We start from the raw sequence: 21,698 nt of genomic DNA, 5'->3' as shown, positions 1-21,698 counted from the left end.
TAGGCCGGATAAGACGCAAAGCGTCGCCTCCGGCATGGGTACGGACCTACTGTTTCGCTTCAGCAAAACACTGGCTGATGATCTCCAGACCCTGATGGATCTGAGCATCTTCAATGGTGAGCGGTACAAGGATGCGCAGCACGTTGTAATACGGGCCGCAGGAGAGAAGAATCAGGCCCTTATCGCGGGCGCGAGCCACGATCCCGGCGGTGAGTTTTGCGTCCGGTTTGCTGTGATCGCCATCTTCAAACAGCTCGATGGCGATCATCGCTCCCAGGCCGCGTACGTCGCCGATCTCAGTGTGTTTTTCGGCGATCGCCAGCAATCCGTCTTTCAGCTTCTGCCCCAGGTCGTTGGCTTTTTGCAGCAGATTTTCCTGCTCGAACACCTTCAACACTTCCAGCGCGGCCACGCAGGCAATGGGGTTACCCGCATAGGTGCCGCCCAGGCCGCCCGGTGCGACAGCGTCCATCACTTCAGCGCGCCCGGTGACGCCCGCCAGCGGGAAGCCGCCCGCGATGGATTTCGCAAAGGTGGTGAGATCCGGCGCCACGCCCATCTGCTCCATCGCAAACAGCGTGCCGGTACGCCCCGCGCCGGACTGCACTTCATCGGCAATCAGCATGATCCCGTGTTCGTCACACAGCGCGCGTAAACGCTGCATAAAGGCTGGCGTTGCGGCGTAGAAACCGCCTTCGCCCTGAACCGGCTCAATCACGATGGCGGCGATATCTTCCGGCGCCGCATCATTTTTGAAGATTCGGTGGATACTGGCGATAGCGTCATCTTCACTGATGTCATGCAGCGGGCAAGGATAAAGCGCGCGATAAACATGGCCCGGCATCAGGCCCATGCCCGCAGAGTACGGATTCACCTTGCCGGTCAGCGCCAAAGTGTAATGCGTGCGCCCGTGGTACGCGCCGCTAAAAGCGATGGTGCCGCTACGTTTGGTGGCGGCGCGGGCGATTTTCACCGCGTTTTCTACCGCTTCGGAACCCGTGGTGACCAGCAGCGTTTTTTTGGCAAAATCGCCTGGCACCTTGTGATTCATAATCTCGCACAGCTCCAGATACGGCTCGTAGGCCAGCACCTGGAAGCAGGTGTGCGACAGTTTTTTCAGTTGCGCTTCCACCGCCGCCACTACTTTAGGATGCAGGTGCCCGGTGTTGAGCACCGCAATCCCGCCCGCGAAATCGAGATACTCACGGCCTTCAACGTCCCACACCCGGCAGTTTTCCGCGCGGTCAGCGAAAATCGGGTGAATTTGCCCAACGCCACGGGGAATCGCCTGACTGCGGCGCTGCATTAACTCTTTATTGCTGCTCATTCGCGTTCTCCAGTTAAAGACCGATGCACATATATTTGATTTCTAAGTAATCTTCGATGCCATACTTCGAACCTTCACGACCCAGACCCGAGGCTTTGATACCGCCGAACGGGGCGACTTCATTGGAAATAATGCCGGTATTGATGCCGACGATGCCGTATTCCAGCGCCTCGCCCACCCGGAAGACGCGGCTTAAATCACGGGCGTAGAAATAGGCGGCAAGGCCAAATTCGGTGTCATTGGCTTGCGCAATCACATCGGCTTCATCTTTAAAGCGGAACAGTGGGGCGAGGGGGCCAAACGTCTCTTCTTTCGACACTTTGGCGTTGGCCGGAACGTCCACCAGAATGGTCGGCTGGAAGAAGTTGCCGCCGCGTTCGTGCGCTTTACCGCCGCAAACCACGCGCGCGCCTTTCTCCAGCGCATCGGCAATATGCTCTTCCACTTTTGCTACCGCTTTTTCATCGATCAGCGGCCCGATGGTGACGCCTTTATCCAGCCCGTCGCCGATGTGCAGTTTGCCCACCGCCTGCTGCAATTTTTCGGCAAAACGGTCATACACGCCGTCCTGCACGTATAAACGGTTGGCGCAAACGCAGGTTTGCCCGGCGTTACGGAATTTCGAGGCCAGCGCGCCTTCCACGGCTTTATCGAGGTCGGCATCGTCAAAGACGATAAATGGCGCGTTACCGCCCAGCTCCAGCGACACTTTTTTGATGTCTTTCGCGCACTGTTCCATTAACTGGCGGCCAATTTCGGTCGAGCCGGTAAACGACAGCTTGCGCACCAGCGGGTTGCTGGTCAGTTCGTTACCAACTGCGCCCGCCGAACCGGTGACCACGTTAAACACGCCAGCCGGAATGCCCGCGCGATTCGCCAGCTCCGCCAGCGCTAGCGCAGAGAACGGCGTCTGACTGGCGGGCTTCAGCACCATCGTGCAGCCTGCCGCCAGCGCCGGACCTGCTTTACGGGTGATCATCGCCGCCGGGAAGTTCCACGGCGTGATAGCCGCGGTGACGCCAATCGGCTGCTTGATCACAATCAGGCGCTTATCGGCCTGATGACCGGGAATGGTGTCGCCATAAATGCGTTTGCCTTCTTCGGCAAACCACTCAATAAAAGAGGCGGCGTAGCTGATTTCGCCTTTCGCTTCAGCCAGCGGTTTACCCTGTTCGAGGGTCATCAGGCGCGCTAAATCGTCCTGATGCTCCATCATTAAATTGAACCAGTTGCGCAGAATGGTGGCGCGTTCTTTAGCGGTGAGCGCACGCCAGGCGGGCAGGGCGCGGTTGGCGGCGTCGATAGCGGCGCGGGTTTCATCAGCGCCCATTTTCGGCACGCTACCCAGCTTGTCGCCGTTCGCCGGATTGGTGACGTCGATGACCTCGCCATTGTTGGCGTCCAGCCATTCCCCGTTAATCAACGCCTGCTGGCGGAATAAGTTAATGTCGTTAAGTTTCATTGTTACGTCCTGTTTTCAAAGGTTATTGATTAAATGCGGCGTGTAAGGCATCCACACTACGTGCCGCTCGCAGCGTGCGTCCGGGGTTACTCTGGCTTGCCAACAGCGTTTGTACCTTGCTGACAATATGCGCACCAATAGGAATTGCTGATGTCGCTGCCGGGGAGGGCGCATTGCAGGTGTGGATCGTGCGTGGGGTGGTGACAAACAGAAAATCGTCAATCAGCTTGCCGTCCGGCGATACCGCCTGCGCCCGCACACCGGCAGGCCAGGGCTGGAGATCGCTTAACGAAAGCCGGGGACAATACTTTTGCACCAGCCGCAGATAGCCGCTTTTGCACAGCGAGTTTTTCATCTCGCCCAGTCCTGAGCGTAGATGGTTTTGCAGCACCCGGCGAATCCCCGACGAGCCCAAAATCTCCAGCGTGTCGCTAAATGAGAAGTCGCGCTTGCGATAGCCTTCGCGTTTGAATGCCAGCACCGCGTTTGGCCCGACGGTGACGCTGCCGTCGATCATGCGGGTGAGATGAACGCCCAAAAATGGCATTGCCGGATCGGGAATGGGGTAAATCAGATGGTTAACAATCTGGTTATACTCCGGCGCCAGGCGGAAATACTCGCCGCGGAACGGGCAGATAATAAAGCCCGGTTCGAGGCCGAGCATTTTCACCAGTCGGTCAGCCATCAGCCCGGAACAGCTAATCAGCGTCGATGCTTCATATTCGCCGCCCTGACGGGTTTGTATCACCACGCCATTTTTATGCTCACTAAGGCCGCTGACTTCGGCGTTATAGATAATCTCGCCGCCTCTGGCCTGGAAGATTTTTGCCATCGCCGCCGTCACGTCGCGGTAGCTGACAATGCCGCTGGACGGCACAAAAATGCCGCCGAGCCCGGTGATATTCGGTTCACGCTCGCGCAGCTCGTCGGCGTTTAACCACTCGCGTTCAATACCGTTCGCCGCTGTACGTTCCCATAACGCGCGCATCCGTTCCATTTCGAGATCGGACGTGGCAACCAGCATCTTGCCGCAGTTGTCGTAGCGAATGCCGTTTTGATCGCAAAAGGCTTTGGTGGCGCGGTTTCCCGCCAGGCAAAACTGCGCCTTCAGGCTGCCGGGCGTGTAATAGACCCCGGCATGGATCACGCCGCTGTTGTGGCCCGTCTGGTGACAGGCCGGGCCGGACTCTTTTTCCAGCAACGCAATGCGGGCGTCCGGATAGACATCAATCAGTTGCATGGCGGTCGACATGCCGATGATGCCGCCGCCAATAATCACAAAATCATACATCCGCTCAATTCCTTTGCGCTTACTGATGCGTCTGGTAGTGGTTAGTGGCGTAAGCGAAATAGCCACGCTGGCGCATCAGTTCGCGACGCAGATCCGGATGCGCGGTAAAGCGGTCGCGACCGTGCAGCCAGAACAGATTGTTAATCAACAGGAATTTGCCAACGGGAACGGGCACAGAAAGAATCCCTTTGCTGGTTTCAATGGCATCGGAAAGCTCGCTCAACCACACGCCTTCTTCGAAGTCTTTCGGCTGGACGAACTGGTCGATATAACGCATCACCGGGCGACCCTGCTGATCGACGTCGAACACCGGATGGAATACATCTTTACTGACGTTTTTACTCGGCGGCGCGGCAAAGCGCATTAGGCGACGCGCCAGCGGGTGGCGGAAATAGTGGTCCAGATGTTCCCAGTCATCGAGATGCAGCAGCAGCGAATTTCCGCCCTGCATGTTTTGCTCGTCGATTTTCATCATCAGCACGTAATCGGTGATTTCTTCAACGTAGGTACCGTCGTTATGCAACTCCATCACACGGTGCGGCTGACGCAGATAGCTGTCTGAGTTATCGACATTTTTCACTACAAAACGCGCGTAGTACTGACCGCTCATGGCGTCGAAATTGGAACGACCAATCAGATGCGCCACCGCCGTTGCCAGCTTCACCATCTCATCTGCCTGCGCGACATCATTGACACCCACCGCATTGATCAACAGCGCACCTTCAGCGCGGTTTAGCAATGTCTTCAACAGCAACGGTTGCAGCTGGTTCGCACAGAGATCGTCAAGAATTTTGCCTACCCGAAAACGCAGAAACGATTTGTACTCCAGCGCCTGCACGGGCCACTCGGCAACCTGCTCGAGGAACTGTTTGGTCGTCTGTTCGGTGAAGGTGAGTTCCAGCAGACGCGGGGATTGCGCCGACGGGGTGAGGGTGAATCCGCTATAGTCCTGGCCTGAGTCGACAGCGTTGTTTTGTACGGCGGTCAGTGCATTCATCAGAAGCGATCCTCTTTTGAGATGTAGGGTGACATGGCGATGCTCATTTCGTAGCCATAATCTAAAAATATCTACATTTCTGAAAAATGCGCACAAAAGTTACATATTGTTTTCTTATTGTGATCAAAAACAACAAATTAATAACAAAAAATGTAAGGGATAAGAATTGGGCTGAATATAAATATATAATTAAAACAATATATTAATTTCGGTTTTATCCAGTTTTCGATCTGATGGCATTTGTTTGCTCATTTGTTGAAATGCTATTTAAACTGCTTTTTCAGAGTTCGGAGTTACTTCAACTTACTGAGTTCCGTATCGACTAATGTGAGCAAGAACAATCCCATTCAACCGATGTTATTTGATGACATCGATAACAATCTTAATGAACAAACAGATTCCGGGAAGACTGGCTATGGAGGCTAATTTTTCTATTTCTGGCAACGGGTTAATGACAGTTACCATTTTTCGAGAAGCTGATACTGACCTGAGGGATGCTGTATATGTCTGGACTGTAATTGAATGGGGTTTACACACGATGGAATCTGGACCAATAAAAAAGCCCGCATCAGCGGGCTTTAATGTCACAGGGAGTCGCGACTCCGTTGCGTATCCTTTTTTGTCTCCTCACCGTCTGGTCGGTGTCCTGATGAGACTTCTAACTTCCTGTTTTTGTTGGTGTTGTGATAACACCATCCAATCATGATTGGCTGGCGGAGTCTGAATTTGGTTTGTAATTAATTGAATTTACTTAGGAAAATCCTGGTTCAACTTTTCGGTGGTGCCTATTTAGGTGCCTAAAAGTTTTTTCACCCTATTTTGGTTAGTAAAAGGAAGAGACATAGGGAAGGAGATTGACGCTACTTAAGTGCTCATTATCCCCGTAGCTCGCCTTGCTCTGAGAATATCGGTAGCGCTGAGGAATGGCGTTTGATCCTGCCATGAAAATCCCTTTCGGTCGATACGAACCAGTTCGTATTTTTCGACCAGGAAATTTACCGCATCAGCAAGTGTTATTCCCGCCTCGATATGTTCTTCGATAGCAGCGTCGTCGTGGAATGGCGTGTCGTTGAGTGTGAGGCCGTAATGCTGCTCCAGCAGATACGTTAACAGTTGCTGCCAGACCTGTACGGGCGACAGGCGTGACGAAACTGGCATCGTAGTCGGTACAGATAAAATGTGCATGAGTTGAGTCCTGATAAAAGAAGAGAAGCTGTTACTGGCTCGATGTCTGAGGATAAATAACGATGTAAACGTAGCCATGAGAGCCGAGAGTATCCGCCTCGCAGGTGAGGCCGTTATGATGCAACGTGACGCAATGCTGATGGTGTGGATTTAGTTCACCGGTTGTCAGCATCAATTCAAGCTGTTTCATCACTAGCGGAAATGCTTGATCCAGACGTAGCGCCTCCTCCTCATTAAACGCACCGCTAATATCTGCACGGTCCGCCAGAAAATGCAGGCGACAGCCTTCCTGCACAAGCCTTGCACCGAAGCACGGCGTCATGTCGCGCTTCAGTCCCCATGAATTTTTCATTTTTCTACTCCTTAATATCAGTTAGTGGTGATGCACATCAGGCGTGTATACGGGCCATGGTTGTCACAACGACGTTCTGCATAAACCGCCAGTACACCAGAAATCTCCGCGATATCCTGACCGGTGTAATGACTGGCGCTGCCGTGCCACTGGTATTTGCCTGTGCAGTAACGAAAGATCCGGGAATACGGATGCTGTCGCTGAATTGCTATCGCGGCCCTTTTATCGATGATTTTCATGGTTGCCTCATAGCCAGCCACGTTCAGCAAATGAAAGTACATCACCGATACCGACAATAAGATGGTCCAGCACTCGTACCTCTACTATTGCTAACGCTTTCACCAGATGTTGAGTGATGCGTTGATCCTGTTTACTAGGTTCTGTCTCTCCGGATGGATGGTTATGGGCAAGAATCACAGCGGCAGCGTTATGGCGTAGCGCCAGTTTCACAACTTCACGCGGGTGGACTTCAGTATGGTTAATCGTGCCTGTAAATAGCGTCTCGCATTGCAGAAGACGGTTCTGATTATCAAGATATAAAACAATAAAAACTTCGCGCTCCTGCAAAGCAAGACGTAGTTGTAGCCAGGTTTTCGTGAAGGTTGTGGAATTAAATTGCTCGCCAGGCTGGCGCTGATATTTTTCCAGTAAGCGGAGAGCGCGACGAATGGTGCGTGCTTCAGTTACCGGAAGATCATGAGGAAGATTTATTTCTGACATGACGGGGCCTTAGAGGTAATAGTAAAAGTTGTTTACGAAGCAAGTTGAAGCATATTCTCAGCCATCACCCATAGAGCGCGATTAAGCTTTACGTCTCCGTCGATACCTTTGACCGCACGGGTTTGAGCACGCCTACCTTTCGTCGTTCGTCCCGATAGCCCGCCTTTTATCAAGTTCTCCTGAATGCGTTGGTAAGTAGTCCACAGGTCATTGCTCTCATCCTGCCAGCGGCGCGGGGAAAGGATCTGCGATTCCGTCACCGGTTGATGCTCTTCACCAAAGCGATAGGTTAATGCTGCTTTCGCCATCGCCTGCTGTGCTGGTGGCGGTAACAAAAGCGATTGCATGGCATCGCGCTTCTCTTCCACCCAGTCGAATATCCCCAGCACTTCGTAAGCCCCGTCAATGACTTTCTCCACCACATTGCCTTTATGTGGCACACGTACCTCACCAAAACTCTCACCGCAAATCAGTCCGTTCTGACAGACTGCACGAAATAGCCCCGGCAACATCTGGTATGCGCTGGAACCATCATGGCTGTTGAGCAGAATGATTTCCGGCACCTGCTTACCGGTGATTTGACCTTCACGGCGCAGGCGCAGCATGTGTTTCGTGTGCTCTCGCTTGCTCTGGTCGCGCACTCGAGTCTGGCAGGCAAAGAATGGCTGAAAGCCTTCACGCTGCAGGTTATCAAGCAGGGTAATGGTCGGGATGTAGGTGTACCGCTCACTGCGTGATTCATGTTTTTCTTCGCTGAACACACTCGGGGCATAGTGCGCTAGTTCATCTCGGGTTAATGGACGATCACGGCGAACGAGATTGACCGCACCAAAGCGGCTTGCTAATCGCATGGAATAACTCCTTATTAATAAAAATAAATCCCTTGTTCATGATTGAGCAAGAGTTGAATGTTTTTAATGATAAAATAACGTTATATTCGGTTGGGTAATATAGGCATGATTTAAATTCTATCTGATTTTTTATTATCTATTATATGTGATAACTCCAGACTGAAATTTAATGTTCTGGGGTTTTGATTTACCAGAAATAATGGTTTTCTTCTTTTATTGCCATCTTTGCGATTTGTGGATAGCTAATGGCGTTTGTCTATGTAGGGATCATGTAAGAGTTATTGTTAAGTGATGATAGGTTAGTTATAACAGGACCCATGCTAATTAAATATCATGAAGTAGTTACTTTATGTTGGTAATGTAAATCGAAGGATGTAATCAGTGGTGAGGGTAGATTATGTATTGTGATATAACAGACTTTGTTCCGAAAACTATTCAGTATAAATATATCAAATCCTATGGACCCCTAAATAAATATCAGCTAAAACGGATAGAGCAGACAATTGATAAAGCACTGGGTGAATACCCAAGGGTGATGGCAATAAGGGTGGAGCTTCATATGCCCGTACGCAGGCCGCTCTGCGATATGCTCCTTGCCGATGATTATGCCAGAACAGATGCTGCTGCAATCTCACGGTTCAATGCTTCACTTAATGCGAAGATAAAGCACTATGAGCTTAAACAGAAAAAGGCAGGTAAGCGGGTACGTGAAACTTCATCTCGTATTGTGTGGGCTAGGGAGTTCTGTCCTACGAATAATAAAAAACACTATCACGTTTTGCTTCTACTTAACCGGGATGCTTTTAATAGTCTTGGATCGTTTGAGAGTGATAATGGAATACTGCTTCGTCTTATCCGTGAAGCATGGATGAGCGCTATTAATTTGATTTATCCTAAAAATAAAGAACTGGTACAGATACCTGACAATCCATGCTATTACATAAGTGCAAAAAACGGTAAGCAAAGTGAAGCTTACAGAGAGCTGATATTTCGCTCAAGTTATCTTGCTAAAGAGGAAAGTAAATGTTTTACAGATGGGGAGCGAAATTTTGGTTGTAGTATTAAGTGAAGAAGTACAGTGGGTTATAAGACTTGTTAAGTAAAGATTTTTTAAAAGAACAACAGTATCGATTATATTTTCGAAGGGGGTGTGAATATCAGGAGTGACTCAGTGAGATATGTCTTAGTTATAAATAAATTGATAAGTAATTATTAATAGTCGTGAGGTTAAATTATTTTCAATTTCGATGATGCTTACAGATTGATGTTTTAAACTAATTCAGTCCGATGCAATCTAATTCCACTGAGGTGGCTTCACAGCATAAATTTTAACGTTTAAGTTGCTCTCCTGCTCTTCATCCAAATGATTCACAGGAGATAGAAATGAACACTAATCCACTTAATACAAATTTCTTGAAACTTAAATTTCCACCACTTTTTGAGGAAGTAACACAGTCCACACAAGCCATAACGCATGCACCGGCAGAGTTGATCACAGGAGTACAGTTGTCGGTAATGTCACTCGCCGCTCAGGGTGTGGTTGTGTTTGAACACAGTGATGGAAGAAGAAGCCCTGTGTCTCTTTACAGCATTATACTGGCTGAATCAGGGGAGAGGAAAACGGCAGTGTGCAATCTCCTGCAGAAACCGATACAAGACTTTCAGAAAAAGCAACTGAAGAATTATGAGGAGAAAATAAATGTCTATGAAGCTGATTTGCAGTCATGGGCTGTCTTGAACAAAACTATTACCCGCCAGATTAGGAAAAATATCGAGAAAGGAGGTGATAGTGTTTCTGAGCAGGAGAAATTGAGAAAGCATTACATTAATAAACCTACCCCTCCAAAGCGACCAAAGCTTTTATACAGTGATGCGACACCTGAGGCTATCATCCAGGGACTGGTTGAAAGCATAGGTACGTCAGGTTTAATCTCCGATGAAGGCGGTGTGATTTTTAATGGGCGGGCGATGGGTAATACACCTCTTTTTAATCAACTCTGGGATGGTGGGATTGTTGATGTGGAGCGTAAAGGACATCGTCTGAATGTTGATAATGCCAGACTTATGGCGCTTATAATCACCCAGAGAAATGAGTTACTCCTGTTCAGGAAAAAGCATGGTGCTCGTGTCCAGGGAAATGGTTTTTTTGCCCGCTGTCTGTGGTCTGTAACTACATCAACGCAGGGTATAAGAATGCATCAACCTGATGTCCACGTAGATACCAGCGTTCTGGATAAATTTAACAAACGAGTTGAGGAATTACTTGAACAAACGCTTGCCGGAACCACTCCTTGTGTTCTGCATTTTTCTGCTGACGCGGAGAGGCGCTTTGCACAGTATCAAAATGAAATTGAGCAAAGGATATTAACCGAGAAAGGAAAGCATGATGCACTTCCGGGAATTTTATCAAAGCTTCCTGAGAATGCTGTAAGGCTGGCAACACTGATGCACTTTTTTTATGAATTCAAGGGTGATGAGATTGATGTAGCAACACTAAACTATATTTTTATGATTATGGAATATTATTACCAACAAGCAGTCAATATTTTGACTGCCAGCCTGAGTTCCGATGAGGAGGACGCTAAAAGACTCTGGGAGTGGTTAATGACAGGCCATTTCTCGACGTCTACCTCAGTCGCGAAGTCAGAGATAAGACGTTATGCGCCCTACCAGCTGCGTGATGTAGTCCGCTATAACAAAGCGTTAAAATATCTTGAGGATATTGGTAGGATATATATAAAAAAGTATAAAAACGGTAACGGTACTGTCAGTCAAGTGATTGATATCAATCGTTAATGTAAGATATGCATAACTACTCCTCTGCTTTTCCTGCTCCGAAGAGCAGAAATCGCAGGGGGGTATTGCCTGAAAATTTTTCTGCATGAAAAGCACACTTTGTATCCGTATAGGAAAAACCAGACGACAACAGTGTAAACCTTACGGTTAACATTTTAACCCAGGCCTGACGACTGTCAGGTTCGTGCTGATGCTTTTTATTTTCTGTGAAGCAGAATGCTTTGCTGAATGACATTTTGAGTTTCTGTATTACAGGAGTGATTGATGATTAGGTGCCACCTGAACAGACTGATGGGTGAACGCAGATTAAAGGTTGCCGATGTGGTCCGCGATACCGGTCTTCCGCGTAGTACTGTCACAGCGCTCTGGAAAGATAACGCCACCCGGATTGAGTTGCCAGTGCTAAGCATTCTCTGTCATTATTTTAATTGTGATGTCAGTGAGTTACTGGAATTTACTTCTGATGAAAATCACGTTGAATTATCTCGTCCAGGAAAGGGTTTAAATAATTTTTCACATCGTGTCTGGTTTATGCGTAAATAAGACAAAATCATTAGTGAGCTGTATTTTAATGTTAATGATTTTGTCATTATTAATTTTAGATTTGTTGCTTTTTACCAAAGCTTTGTTTATTCATGGTTACCATTTTAAATAATTACAAGCAGCAGTGTCTGCTCTATATGAACAGTTTATTTTAGCTGCTTCGTAGCCGATTAAACCTATAATGGGGTTATTGTTTTCATTGTTGTTGTAAATATCTTTTAGGAGGTTATCTCCTTGTTGGTTGGCCCAGCTCTGAGAGTCATTATTAAAATCAAAATAATATTTTGCTGAGAGCAGTTGGACGGATTGCTCGGTATCTGGCAAAACGCTCCAGATAATAATTTGCTTAACTCTGATGATTTCATTTTCAGCCAGTTTTTTAGCAGCACTTAAACCTTCTTTCAACTTTGAATTGTCTGGTTCTTTCTTAAAGCAATAAGGATCACTTCCATTGGCGACACAGGCCTCATTGTATTGGTCTATAGAGCGCTTGGCGCTTTCTATCAAACTGGCGTAGCCATTAGCAAACCGAGTCATTTCCCTTTTCCAGATACTATTAGTTGCAGATGCCGACATATCACACGTATAAGTAACAGTCTGGCGTCCTTGCTCATCGGTTCCATCTTCACATTTAAATGATTCACATCGCTGGCGATGCTCTAATGCAGTCCCCAGGGTTCTGGTTGAGTCTATATTTGATAATACCTGTGATTTTATAATTTCCTGATTGTCTGAAGCGGATACATTATCACAGCCAGTAAGAATAAATATTGAGCAACTGATAAACAATACAGTAAGTACTTTTCTTTTAGACATGAGTGATTCCTTTTGAAGTTTTGGTAAATTACGTGGCCTTGACTAAATCAGGCCTGATAAGATGGTTAATCTGGTTTTAATGAATGAAGGGCATATGTTCGATGCCGGTATAAAGTAAATTGCTCCTGGCATTGATCGTATTGGTCAGACAGGCGTGACTTTCAATTTCTTTACCCATAGGGTTCATGATACTGATATGAGCATCAGGCTGACCTTTGTACTCTTCATAAGTGATAGCCATAGCGCCTTCTATATTCTCTCCAGTTCCTCGCAATACGAAGACTCTATTGTCAGTAACATCATTTGCGGTGATGGACTGCTGCGCTTGACCTGAATTAGTGTCCAGTTTGATGACTACGCTGCCTTTATCAGAACTTTTATCCTGTGATTTATAGGTAATATATACGGTGTCTTTTTTATGACTCAGTGTCATAACCCCACCAGTATCAAGTGTGCATTTTAAATCCCAGTTTTCCTGACCAGCCTGCGAAGAACAGCTTAACAACATTATTAAATATAAAGATGTGTTTATTTTTACAATATTCATATAGCCTACTGATTAAGTGAGGAGATTATTCTTAATTGATGAAGTTGCTCCTCTATAACTATTATTTATTTGATGAATAATATTTTTTATATGAACGATGATTAGCCGAGTTCATTACATCATGGATATAAGGAACATGAGGTAAGGATGAGATGAACCGCTCACCCGCAGTGAGATGGCAGATGTCATCTCTGCGCACAAAACTCTCTGTGGTTAACTTCACCTGGATGATGCTGGCTACTGGAATAACCCTGATTATTTCGGCCTGACAGGCAACTAAATACCATTTTCCTTCCGTGTGAATAAGACGATAAGGTTCAAAGACCGCGTGAGAATCATTGCCAGTCAGCAAATGGATACAGTTTTGTTGACAGATCGCCTGTATCAGCCGCTGAAAACATTCTGATGACACAACCGAGTCAGAATGCGATGAAGGCCAGATAAGGCAGGGAGAATACGACGTTTCACCCGTGAGGTAATGCATCAACCTGCGATCAGGTGACGGAAATAATTGAGAGATTCCGGTGTTACGCATAAACGCCAGAACATCTAACGAACTGTCTGTAAAGCGTTTCCCGTCAAGTCGCCAGCGCCCATTCTCACTAACGATATTAAGGTGGAGTAATCGCTGGTGGAAATCTCGCTGTAGCGTTCGTTCAGATACTCCAAACTCTTCTGCCAGGTTTTTTAGGTCAAGAGACTCTCCTGACAGTAACCGGCTGATTATCTGTGTCAGCCTGATGGCAAACCGGTCATAACGAGTCGATGTAGTGTTCATCAGAATAATGTCCATGGATAACTTACTGTTTTTAATAATGTTATTATGAATCATGAGCACGACAGGATATGTCGTAGTAACGGGAGGAATAGAGAAAAAACGTCCAGACAAATAACTAAGTAATATCCTGATTAACAATAACTATTTTTTTCAGAGACAGAACTGAAGCAGGTCGCGACATATCCTGTCGCTGAAATTCATAATTTTCAGGTGGCTTAACTCAGTGGGTAGATGTATTAGAAAAACCAGTGCCATATTGCGGTAGCTGCATTCTCCAGCCCTTCTCTGAGCACTCCCAGCCCGTTGCGTATCACGTTGGGGAGAGGTATGGCCTCCAGAATCCTGCTCAATAATTCTCCCAACAAATCCGCGAAATCCTTTCGGGCCTTCGTCTCCGATTCTTTGGTGCGATGTTCTTTCCTGATCTGGCGAAAGACACCACTGGTAGCCTCTGGTGGCAGGGCAAAAATCATTGTTTCAACTATACGAGACATGTTGTAACCGGTTTTTGCTGAAACTGCATGCACCGGGTAAGGGGTAAAGAACTGGCGGGAAACGGCAGCACTTCTCGCTGTGAGCGTCATGAGTTGCTCCACTGAAGGAGATCTTTTTTCACGATCCCATTCCAGTGATGGCTCGGCTTTGTCAGCCTGGTTGATAACAAAAACAATGCTGTCTGTCGATACGCCACAATCCAGTAGAAAACGGTGGAACTCTTCGTCTGTGGTACAGGCTCGGTCATCGGCTTTCATCACCCAGAGAATGAGATCCAGCTTCGGTAACTGTTCCTGGTACATCTGGCGATATATCTCATCATGCTTAAGTGATTCACCTGCGCCCGGCAGATCGACCAGCGTCAGGCTGCGTCCTCCTGCGTTCAGGGTAAAATGCAAAGGTTTACGTGTGCAGCCTTCTGCATGGCTGACTGGGCTGAGAGGATGTTCAAAAAGGGCATTGCAAAGCGAGGATTTTCCGGCACCTGTTTTGCCCATGATGCCAATCACGGGTTCGTAATGAATACTCTGGCGTATATGCTCCAGCACCAAATCGGAGATATGTTCAGGAAGAATGGATAAAGGTTGCTTCAGGACATTAATGCCCCGTTCAAAGGAATCAGACATGTAGCCTCCGGAATGAAAAAAATTCGATACTGCAACTTCGCTGCAATGTATTCATTGCGGTAATACAGGTCTGTTTTTTTTTGCATTCGAATTACGGGGAGGAATGTGGTTTTGTGGAGCAAACCGGGGCATTGCCCCGGTTCACTGATACGGTGAAATGATATCTAACGTCGCATTACCCATTCATTCAGTTCTGACTCCAGCCAGCCAACGGATTGCCTTCCCAAGCGTTTTTGTTTTGGAAATGTTCCATCGTAGCGTGGCGATTTTGGATTAAGCCAGTCGTATACGGTTGAGCGTGATATTCCCATTTTTTTCATGACATCTTTTAGCCTCAAGATCCTTGGTGAATCAGGAGTGTTTGCGTAACTGGATGTATGTAAGGAGGGAGGGTTCTGTAACATTTAGGCTTCCTTAGTATGAGTTTGTTCAGGTGGGTCCATATTGCCAACCACGCTGGGGCTGTCATACACTGGAAGTAACATTAAAATAAAATCACTTTAGGGATTTACTTTTCATGAAGGATGTGGATGCGAATTTTTTTGATGATTTCTATCTGCAAGTTTGTACCGCTTGTGAGGACAAACTTCTTGAGTTGGAATGGAAACGTGAAGTCGAAAAAAAGGAGAGCAACCAGGATGTTCTGCGCACTTACAGGCAAAGAGCCTATGATAAAATTGAAGAATTTAAAATCATTGAGTATTCAAAAATACAATGTCAATATTTTGTAGATATGACTAATAGCGACAATATACGCTACTCACAAGAGTTTATAAATGTTGATGGAGTAATGGTTGAGAAACCTTTTGTTTATAAGAAAACATATGCAGAATATCGGATTGAAATTCGAGGAAAAATGGACGGGTATAAACTGACAGGATTAGCAAGACTATATGATCCACATTATGAATATATATATCTATCTATGGCTTTAGAAGATTTTTACTGGGCGCAGTTCCAATATTCATTGGGCAATAAAAAAGAAAGTTGTAAGTTGCTTCTTGATGCTTATTCTTATATGAATGTCTGTATTTCGCAAGATGATAACCGAGAATCACCGAGTTTTCATCAATTAAGAAGTGGTTTTGATAAAGTATGCAGAAGAGCGCGTTCAAGTGCTGGAGGGAAGAATAAACTTGCAGAACTTGAATATATTAAAGATACAGTTGTGATCTTACTTGGGGATATTCCTTTACATAGCGACTGGAAAAATAAACGTCAACTTCTTGAATATTTAATTCCCTATATTTGTAATAATGATAAAAAGGTCAATCCAGATAAATGGATAAATGATACAGGCGATAGAGAGGAAACTATCCGCCGCAGACTTAATAAATGGTCTACAGGTGATCTAAAAGTAGAGATTGATAAAATCCTAAAGAACAATACTAACAATTAATATTTTTATGGTTTTGATATTTTTATGTCTATCAGGAGGGCTACTATACGAACAGTCTTGATGGGTTTTGAAATTACATCGCTATGAAAATACCCCACATAAATCTATTGGAAAACCAATCATTGTTAATATGACTATTGTTATGATGACTGTTGTAATTGTGTCTACACGAGAAATTGAATAAAATTTATAGGTTTGACGTAGCCTTGGTGGTAGTCGAAAATATTTATTTAAATGGGCCTACATTTTGCAAGAAGGCCCATTTACGTCAGGGGTAAATTATATATCCCATAATCGCGCAGATTAACCGGTAATCACTCACGTAGAAGATTTCCGGATTCTCAGTGCTTTGTTCACCGATAAAGAAGACTTGAGCTCTCTCTTTAGCTTTTTTATTTACTGCTTCTTTTGCTTCTTCCTGCACAGTTTCAAGCTCATTCAAAAGCATAGTCTTTTTGGCTTTTGACCAGTCTCCCCACTCAATGTGTAGTTTATAGCTACGCGAGGGCTTAAACTTACCAGATTTGTCTTTTGCCCATTCTCCCGAGAGCGGAATGACAATTCGGTTTTCGTCTTGCTCAAATTTCTGCCATAACAACTGCGAATAAAAAACTCGGCGCTCAGGGTAGGGTTGAACCGGGTCTTTTAGTTTTTTAAACACGGTCATGTAAGTATCGGCACTAATATCTGGGATATTTAATGACATACCACGGTCATACGGGAAGCGAATAAATGCCCTACAAATCTGGCGAATAGCATTAACCGGGCGGCGGGATTGCCGCGCTGGAGCATTTCCCCCGCTGGATGCTGACGATGTAGAACGTATTGGATTGGTGTTGTTGTCGCTACCAGTAGTGCCAGGATCAACAACGGGTCGTTGTTCAATCAATTTTAAGCCTGCGGGCATCAAACCCGGTGCGCTGTCTAGCATGTTGCGGACGCTTTTTTTCTGTCCCTGCTTAACCACTGTGCTTTCAGCATCTGCATCACAGTTAATATGCTCTTTTCCAGGCATTTTATTAAACGACGGTCTTTTCTTACTTCCTTTTTGCCAAGCGGAAGGATACATCTCAATCCCACATCCCCAGCATACGTAACCGTTCGTATCTACAACATCAAGTAACCAAAGATCTTCTGCCTCAATAATCTCACTGGTATATTTATTACGTGCAGATTCCATGATTTCTCCTTTAAACAGAATTCCTTTGAAGGCGGCAACTAGCCTTTATTCAAACCGTTGTTCCAATGCCTCATCTTCCAATCGCTCAAGTTCTTTTTCCTTTTCAACCCAGTCAGTCAGTTTTTCATAAACAGCTCTAGCCGACTTAGAAATGTCTGCACGCTCGTGGGTGACCAACTGGCCTATCGCTTCAACCCTAGGTTGCATCACGTTCGCACGACTACCGAACCATGATGAAGGTGCTACGTATTCGGCAAAGATCTCAAGGACGGCTCGTGGCTCGGGTGAGGCTTCTAGAAATCTCAGAGCATCATCCTGCAAGCAGATAGGACTTTGCTCCCCGTCTTTTGACCATAGATTAATACCTGAAGCGACTGAAGCCCAAACCTGAGGGTCTTTAGTGGTCCTGCACCATTCAATCAAAATATCTACATCGATTTTCGCAATAGGAGACTGATGTGAATCATCATGATTGATGAAATGCAGCCGCCTCTGTTGTTGATCCTCCGTACCATCAAAAATGCGACTGAGAAATTCTTTTGGCATCCATGCAGCGGTGATACCGATAGCGTCTTCGAAAGAATAAATGTAGCCAAAATGCTCATCAACAACAGCGAAGATTGTATTCAGCCATTCTAGTTTTTCAGCCTCGTTGCCATCGAAGCGCAATGTGGCATCGATAACACGTTCCATTGCATAATCCAGATATCCGCCGAGATCGTTGTGTTCTCTTTGGAACCTCTGGATTGCAGCGGATAGTCCGATTGTTCGTAGCGCAAGACCTAGTGTATCCGTAGCATCTCCTTTATCAGCTAGTTTCATACTCAGTGCTTCCAATACTACTTCATCACCATTCGGTTTACTCAGCAGCCTTTGAGCAAGCTCGAGGACCCTGCTTTCTGGCAAATTAGAGAATTGCTCACCCCACAGAATTGCCCCATACATATGGGGCTGTATGTCAGAGTCATCCAGAAGCGACATGCAACGATCAAGATCGATTTCAGTAAACTCCTGCCAAGGATGAAGGTTGACTAATTCGAATCGAAGTTCGGAATGTTGTGCACACTGATCGAGCAGTTCCTGCGCTAATGCTGAATCGATAGAATGAGTCTCTTCAATGAAACCTCGAATGACCGAAACATCACGTTGAGATTTGTGTTGTAGATCCAATTGAATGACTAGTTGTTGCCAATAAATTCGTAGGTCAGGAGCCCCGTTAGCTAAGCCTTTACCAAATTCGACGCGATACGGCATTCCATCCCGCAAAAAAAGATTAGGGCACAACTCATCAAGTCCATGGGAAGATACTGCAAATTCGTGCCCCAACTTGAAAGCTTTGGCACAAAGTATTTTCCTGATTTCACTGAATTTATTAGGTCCTTGGTGCTCATAATCAGCATCTAGAGCCCAAAAATCGCGCCTATTACTGAGTACATAAGCCATGATTGCCGAAACCAAGTCTTTAGGTTCTAATTCTCGTTCCAATGTCACAAGTATTTCCGGCAATGGTTCTACGTCTTCGTTATCTTTTCTTTTTGTATGGAAAAAGTAGATTGTTGAGCGGACAGCTTTCCAGCCTTCACCCCAAGGGCGATGGGCATGTAACTTACGAGCCGCATCAATTAATTTTGACCTTATTCCTCCATGACGCCAAATCCAGCGAAATTTATCAGCCAAGATCCGCCTGGCATCATCTTCAAGCTCGGGCACTCCTGAGGTTCCTAATCTCACCAAAATATCGATGAAGGCGAATAGCCACGCAACAAGTTCATCGTAACTGGGTCGAAATCCATAATCTCTTGGCCTAGCACCAAACTCATTAATTCCGAATCCTGTCCACGGAGGTCCGCCGAGAGCAGTTTCAAGCATTTCGATCCCCATCCTTCTACGTCCGGCCATACTTGAATCAATGCATTCATTCATGATCGCAACACGTTGTTCTAAAGAGGCATGGGTACCGGATAGATAAGGTTGGAAAAACCTCTTTATCTTATTTCGAGCCGAATCATAATTATTGCTCGCGCTTTCCTGGTCTGCGATACGGATTAAGAGCTTAATGCATCGTTCAAAGTATTTCGATTCATATGCAAGTAACTGCAACAATTTGATAATTGCTGTTCGTTGTGGGTTGTAGCGTGATTTAAAATGCTCAAAATTAGACGTAACAAGCGTTTCTTCAATCCTCTCAAGCAAAGCTCCCGGGGCAACTGGAGCGATATAATTCAGAATGCGTGTCGATACATCATCTAGGTCTATTATTTTTCCAAGCAGCCCTTCGGGCTGTAACCAAGCTTCAACAATCTCTTTAGCCACAGCATGGCTATGCAATAGTCCCAACCTGTGCGCGAACGACATCAATAATCGTTGCCGATCCGGAGCTTCAAAGGTCGTTCTAAGTTGATCAATCGGAATACTATTAAGTGCAGATGCTGCCAACTTGTTAGCAATGGCATGGGGAAGGATGGCTCTCCAGTGGGATCTTTTCTGAACAACGTGACGTTCCATCAACTTCGTAACAGCTTTGAATAACTGGATTTTGGGATACCCAGAGAGCACACCCAATATTTCCAGTTCATCGGTAGCTGCATCTGGACTAGATATCGAGAACGAATACACCAGTGACAATATTTCAGCTTGCTCCCGTAAATGGCCGTCGGGATGATTACGTTGTTCAAACAAGCGATTAAACAACTGCGCATCTGAAAGTAGGGCTAAACTCTCACCTTCTTCCACTCTTTCCGCTATAGCCAAAGCCACTCTTGCATTCCCATCTGCGAACTCTGCAATCCGACGGGCATTATTCTGACCAATAGAAGGGAAGCGACGGATAAGAAGTTGCTCTGCCACGTCTGGACCATCTGTCTCAATGTGGATGACCTCAGTTGTCTGTGGTTTGTCATCCCTAATGTCGTACTCGATCGTGATGAGACTTACTTCTTTCCCTGCGGCTGATACTTTGCTGGCAAGCGAAGCATGGAGTTCTGATGGGCAATTATCAAGGATCATAATTGCTCGCCGGCCTTCAGCGAGCAGGTTATCAAGCATTGCTGTAGCCGACGGTACTGGCTCATAGCCAGTATCAACATAAATAGCTACTGTTCGGTCAAGCGCATCTGTTCCAACAGTTTCATCAAAGAGCGCCTGAACGATTCGAGTCTTCCCAACACCAGACAATCCTGTAATACGAACAGCCTTGTTTGTCGAACGGATCAGTGCTCGCATTGGGTTAATTGCTTCATCAATTTTGAGTTTTTGCCCCTTTCCCGATGGTAAAGTAATGGTTACGCCTGGGGCTGAGATTAAAGTGTCTATAACACCTTGTGGTGGATTGCTCCAGGCTCCGTAGGGTTGCCAACCGGAATACCCTTGCCCAAGCTTTGCTTTTACCCACAGCATGACTGATGGATGTTGGCGCAACCATTGGATGAGTTTGGAGCGGTCGTAGAAATCAAGATGAAGATAACTTTCGTTAGGATCATCTTTTACTGCATCCCTCATCGCTTTGAGACGATCCTTCTTTCCTGACGGCGAGCAATCATCACCCAGGCTGACAATGATGTAACTGCCTTGCTTTCTGGCTTGTTCAGAAATGATGGGAGAAAGTGCTTTGCCGGTGCCAATTTCCCTCTCAATTGCAGACTTAGGCATCTTATGTTTCTTTGCCTGAAAGACCGTATCAGGTCTTACAAGAAAGCCTGCTTTCAGTTGATCAATTGGAACCTGAACATGGATGTCAATTCCTCCGTCAGGGGCTGTAATTGAACCAGACCAATTTACACATGCTGGGCTATGGCCGTGCATTGCCACTTCAGCTTCTGCTAGCCGAGCGATCAGCTCTTCCAGCTGGATATCGGAGAGCCGAAGTAATTCGTCCTTTTCAATGTCAAAGATTGCCACTTTTAAACCCTATAAAAGATATTGCGACCATAGAAAAAGTTGCTCTTAGTCTAACCAATGAGGGAAGAGATGTCCGCTGAACATTTACAATTAAAACCATCCACTTCAATTGGTTAAGATGTTCTGACTCAGAACTGTGATGTCGATCATACCTACTTTTACGTAGAGCTATCAGTATGTATGAAACTAAGGTCTAGTATGAACAAAGGACAGGCTCATGCTTAATATGACTGTGAGGTTAACGAGCATTCTAGGTGCAAAAAGTTCCACTAACTTGATGATTTGTTATTCTTGAGGTGGTTTAGTGCGAGTTTAAAAATTTGGCTAATGTTTAAGATCAAGAAATAAGTCCGGATTTTTTACTCTTTAGCAATTTTGTTAGCATTTTGTGTACATTAAAAATGAATTTTTAATATTAGTTTTTTTTAGATTTGGT

At 46.0% G+C, this 21,698-nt stretch carries 20 protein-coding genes; 4 read left to right on the top strand and 16 right to left on the bottom strand.

Annotation, left to right across the window (positions count from 1 at the left end):
• Positions 1–46 precede the first annotated feature (46 nt).
• The 9 genes from gabT to D9741_RS21885 form a co-directional block, all read right to left on the bottom strand.
• Complete coding sequence (gene gabT, locus D9741_RS21930) at positions 47–1,327, bottom strand: 4-aminobutyrate--2-oxoglutarate transaminase (protein WP_130217241.1); 1,281 nt, start codon at positions 1,325–1,327, stop codon at positions 47–49.
• 13 nt (positions 1,328–1,340) lie between these two features.
• Positions 1,341–2,789, bottom strand: coding sequence for an NADP-dependent succinate-semialdehyde dehydrogenase (gabD, locus tag D9741_RS21925; protein ID WP_130217243.1), 1,449 nt, complete (start codon positions 2,787–2,789; stop codon positions 1,341–1,343).
• 22 nt (positions 2,790–2,811) lie between these two features.
• A complete protein-coding gene (lhgO, locus tag D9741_RS21920) occupies positions 2,812–4,080 on the bottom strand; it encodes an L-2-hydroxyglutarate oxidase (protein WP_130217301.1) in 1,269 nt (422 codons plus the stop codon).
• Positions 4,081–4,099: 19 nt separating this feature from the next.
• Positions 4,100–5,077 carry a glutarate dioxygenase GlaH gene (gene glaH, locus D9741_RS21915; protein ID WP_130217245.1) on the bottom strand — a complete coding sequence of 326 codons (978 nt, stop codon included), beginning with the start codon at positions 5,075–5,077 and terminating at the stop codon, positions 4,100–4,102.
• An 864-nt stretch (positions 5,078–5,941) separates the two neighbouring features.
• Positions 5,942–6,262, bottom strand: coding sequence for a TA system toxin CbtA family protein (locus D9741_RS21905; protein WP_130217249.1), 321 nt, complete (start codon positions 6,260–6,262; stop codon positions 5,942–5,944).
• 31 nt (positions 6,263–6,293) lie between these two features.
• Positions 6,294–6,614, bottom strand: a complete 321-nt coding sequence (locus tag D9741_RS21900) for a type IV toxin-antitoxin system YeeU family antitoxin (RefSeq protein ID WP_130217251.1) — start codon at positions 6,612–6,614, stop codon at positions 6,294–6,296.
• Positions 6,615–6,631: 17 nt separating this feature from the next.
• Complete coding sequence (locus D9741_RS21895) at positions 6,632–6,853, bottom strand: DUF987 family protein (protein WP_130217253.1); 222 nt, start codon at positions 6,851–6,853, stop codon at positions 6,632–6,634.
• 7 nt (positions 6,854–6,860) lie between these two features.
• Complete coding sequence (gene radC, locus D9741_RS21890) at positions 6,861–7,334, bottom strand: DNA repair protein RadC (protein WP_130217255.1); 474 nt, start codon at positions 7,332–7,334, stop codon at positions 6,861–6,863.
• A gap of 32 nt (positions 7,335–7,366) precedes the next feature.
• Positions 7,367–8,185, bottom strand: a complete 819-nt coding sequence (locus D9741_RS21885; protein WP_130217257.1) for a DUF932 domain-containing protein — start codon at positions 8,183–8,185, stop codon at positions 7,367–7,369.
• Positions 8,186–8,582: 397 nt separating this feature from the next.
• Between D9741_RS21885 and D9741_RS21880 the strand changes: the two genes are divergently transcribed.
• The 3 genes from D9741_RS21880 (at position 8,583) to D9741_RS21870 (ending at position 11,524) form a co-directional block, all read left to right on the top strand.
• The gene (locus D9741_RS21880) at positions 8,583–9,254 is read left to right on the top strand and encodes an inovirus Gp2 family protein (RefSeq protein ID WP_130217259.1); all 672 of its coding nucleotides are present in this window, start codon (positions 8,583–8,585) and stop codon (positions 9,252–9,254) included.
• 314 nt (positions 9,255–9,568) lie between these two features.
• Complete coding sequence (locus D9741_RS21875) at positions 9,569–10,981, top strand: YfjI family protein (RefSeq protein ID WP_130217261.1); 1,413 nt, start codon at positions 9,569–9,571, stop codon at positions 10,979–10,981.
• Between the two features lie 264 nt (positions 10,982–11,245).
• The gene (locus tag D9741_RS21870; RefSeq protein WP_042004046.1) at positions 11,246–11,524 is read left to right on the top strand and encodes a helix-turn-helix transcriptional regulator; all 279 of its coding nucleotides are present in this window, start codon (positions 11,246–11,248) and stop codon (positions 11,522–11,524) included.
• 96 nt (positions 11,525–11,620) lie between these two features.
• On the opposite strand, the gene D9741_RS21865 is transcribed toward D9741_RS21870, so the two are convergent.
• The 5 genes from D9741_RS21865 to D9741_RS21845 all read right to left on the bottom strand — a co-directional run bounded on the left by D9741_RS21865 (position 11,621) and on the right by D9741_RS21845 (position 15,190).
• A complete protein-coding gene (locus tag D9741_RS21865; protein WP_130217263.1) occupies positions 11,621–12,340 on the bottom strand; it encodes a hypothetical protein in 720 nt (239 codons plus the stop codon).
• Positions 12,341–12,416: 76 nt separating this feature from the next.
• Complete coding sequence (locus D9741_RS21860) at positions 12,417–12,887, bottom strand: hypothetical protein (protein WP_130217265.1); 471 nt, start codon at positions 12,885–12,887, stop codon at positions 12,417–12,419.
• Between the two features lie 61 nt (positions 12,888–12,948).
• Entirely contained in the window at positions 12,949–13,680 is a 732-nt protein-coding gene (locus tag D9741_RS21855; protein WP_240725532.1) for a WYL domain-containing protein, read from the bottom strand.
• Between the two features lie 221 nt (positions 13,681–13,901).
• On the bottom strand, positions 13,902–14,786 hold the full coding sequence (locus tag D9741_RS21850) for a GTPase (protein ID WP_046081133.1): 885 nt from the start codon (positions 14,784–14,786) through the stop codon (positions 13,902–13,904).
• 164 nt (positions 14,787–14,950) lie between these two features.
• On the bottom strand, positions 14,951–15,190 hold the full coding sequence (locus tag D9741_RS21845; protein WP_130217267.1) for an AlpA family phage regulatory protein: 240 nt from the start codon (positions 15,188–15,190) through the stop codon (positions 14,951–14,953).
• A gap of 113 nt (positions 15,191–15,303) precedes the next feature.
• On the opposite strand from D9741_RS21845, the gene D9741_RS21840 reads away from it, so the two are divergent.
• Positions 15,304–16,185, top strand: a complete 882-nt coding sequence (locus D9741_RS21840; RefSeq protein ID WP_130217269.1) for a hypothetical protein — start codon at positions 15,304–15,306, stop codon at positions 16,183–16,185.
• A 268-nt stretch (positions 16,186–16,453) separates the two neighbouring features.
• Here D9741_RS21840 and D9741_RS21835 read toward each other — a convergent pair whose 3' ends face one another.
• Together D9741_RS21835 and D9741_RS21830 are read right to left on the bottom strand one after the other, a co-directional pair.
• Positions 16,454–17,365, bottom strand: a complete 912-nt coding sequence (locus tag D9741_RS21835) for a hypothetical protein (protein WP_130217271.1) — start codon at positions 17,363–17,365, stop codon at positions 16,454–16,456.
• A 45-nt stretch (positions 17,366–17,410) separates the two neighbouring features.
• Positions 17,411–21,262 carry a hypothetical protein gene (locus D9741_RS21830; RefSeq protein WP_130217273.1) on the bottom strand — a complete coding sequence of 1,284 codons (3,852 nt, stop codon included), beginning with the start codon at positions 21,260–21,262 and terminating at the stop codon, positions 17,411–17,413.
• Positions 21,263–21,698: the final 436 nt, after the last annotated feature.

Source organism: Escherichia sp. E14V7 (genome assembly GCF_004212225.1).
Classification (GTDB): Bacteria; Pseudomonadota; Gammaproteobacteria; order Enterobacterales; family Enterobacteriaceae; genus Escherichia.
Note: the sequence above shows the minus strand (reverse complement) of the source record. Positions and strands in the feature narration are given on the sequence as shown.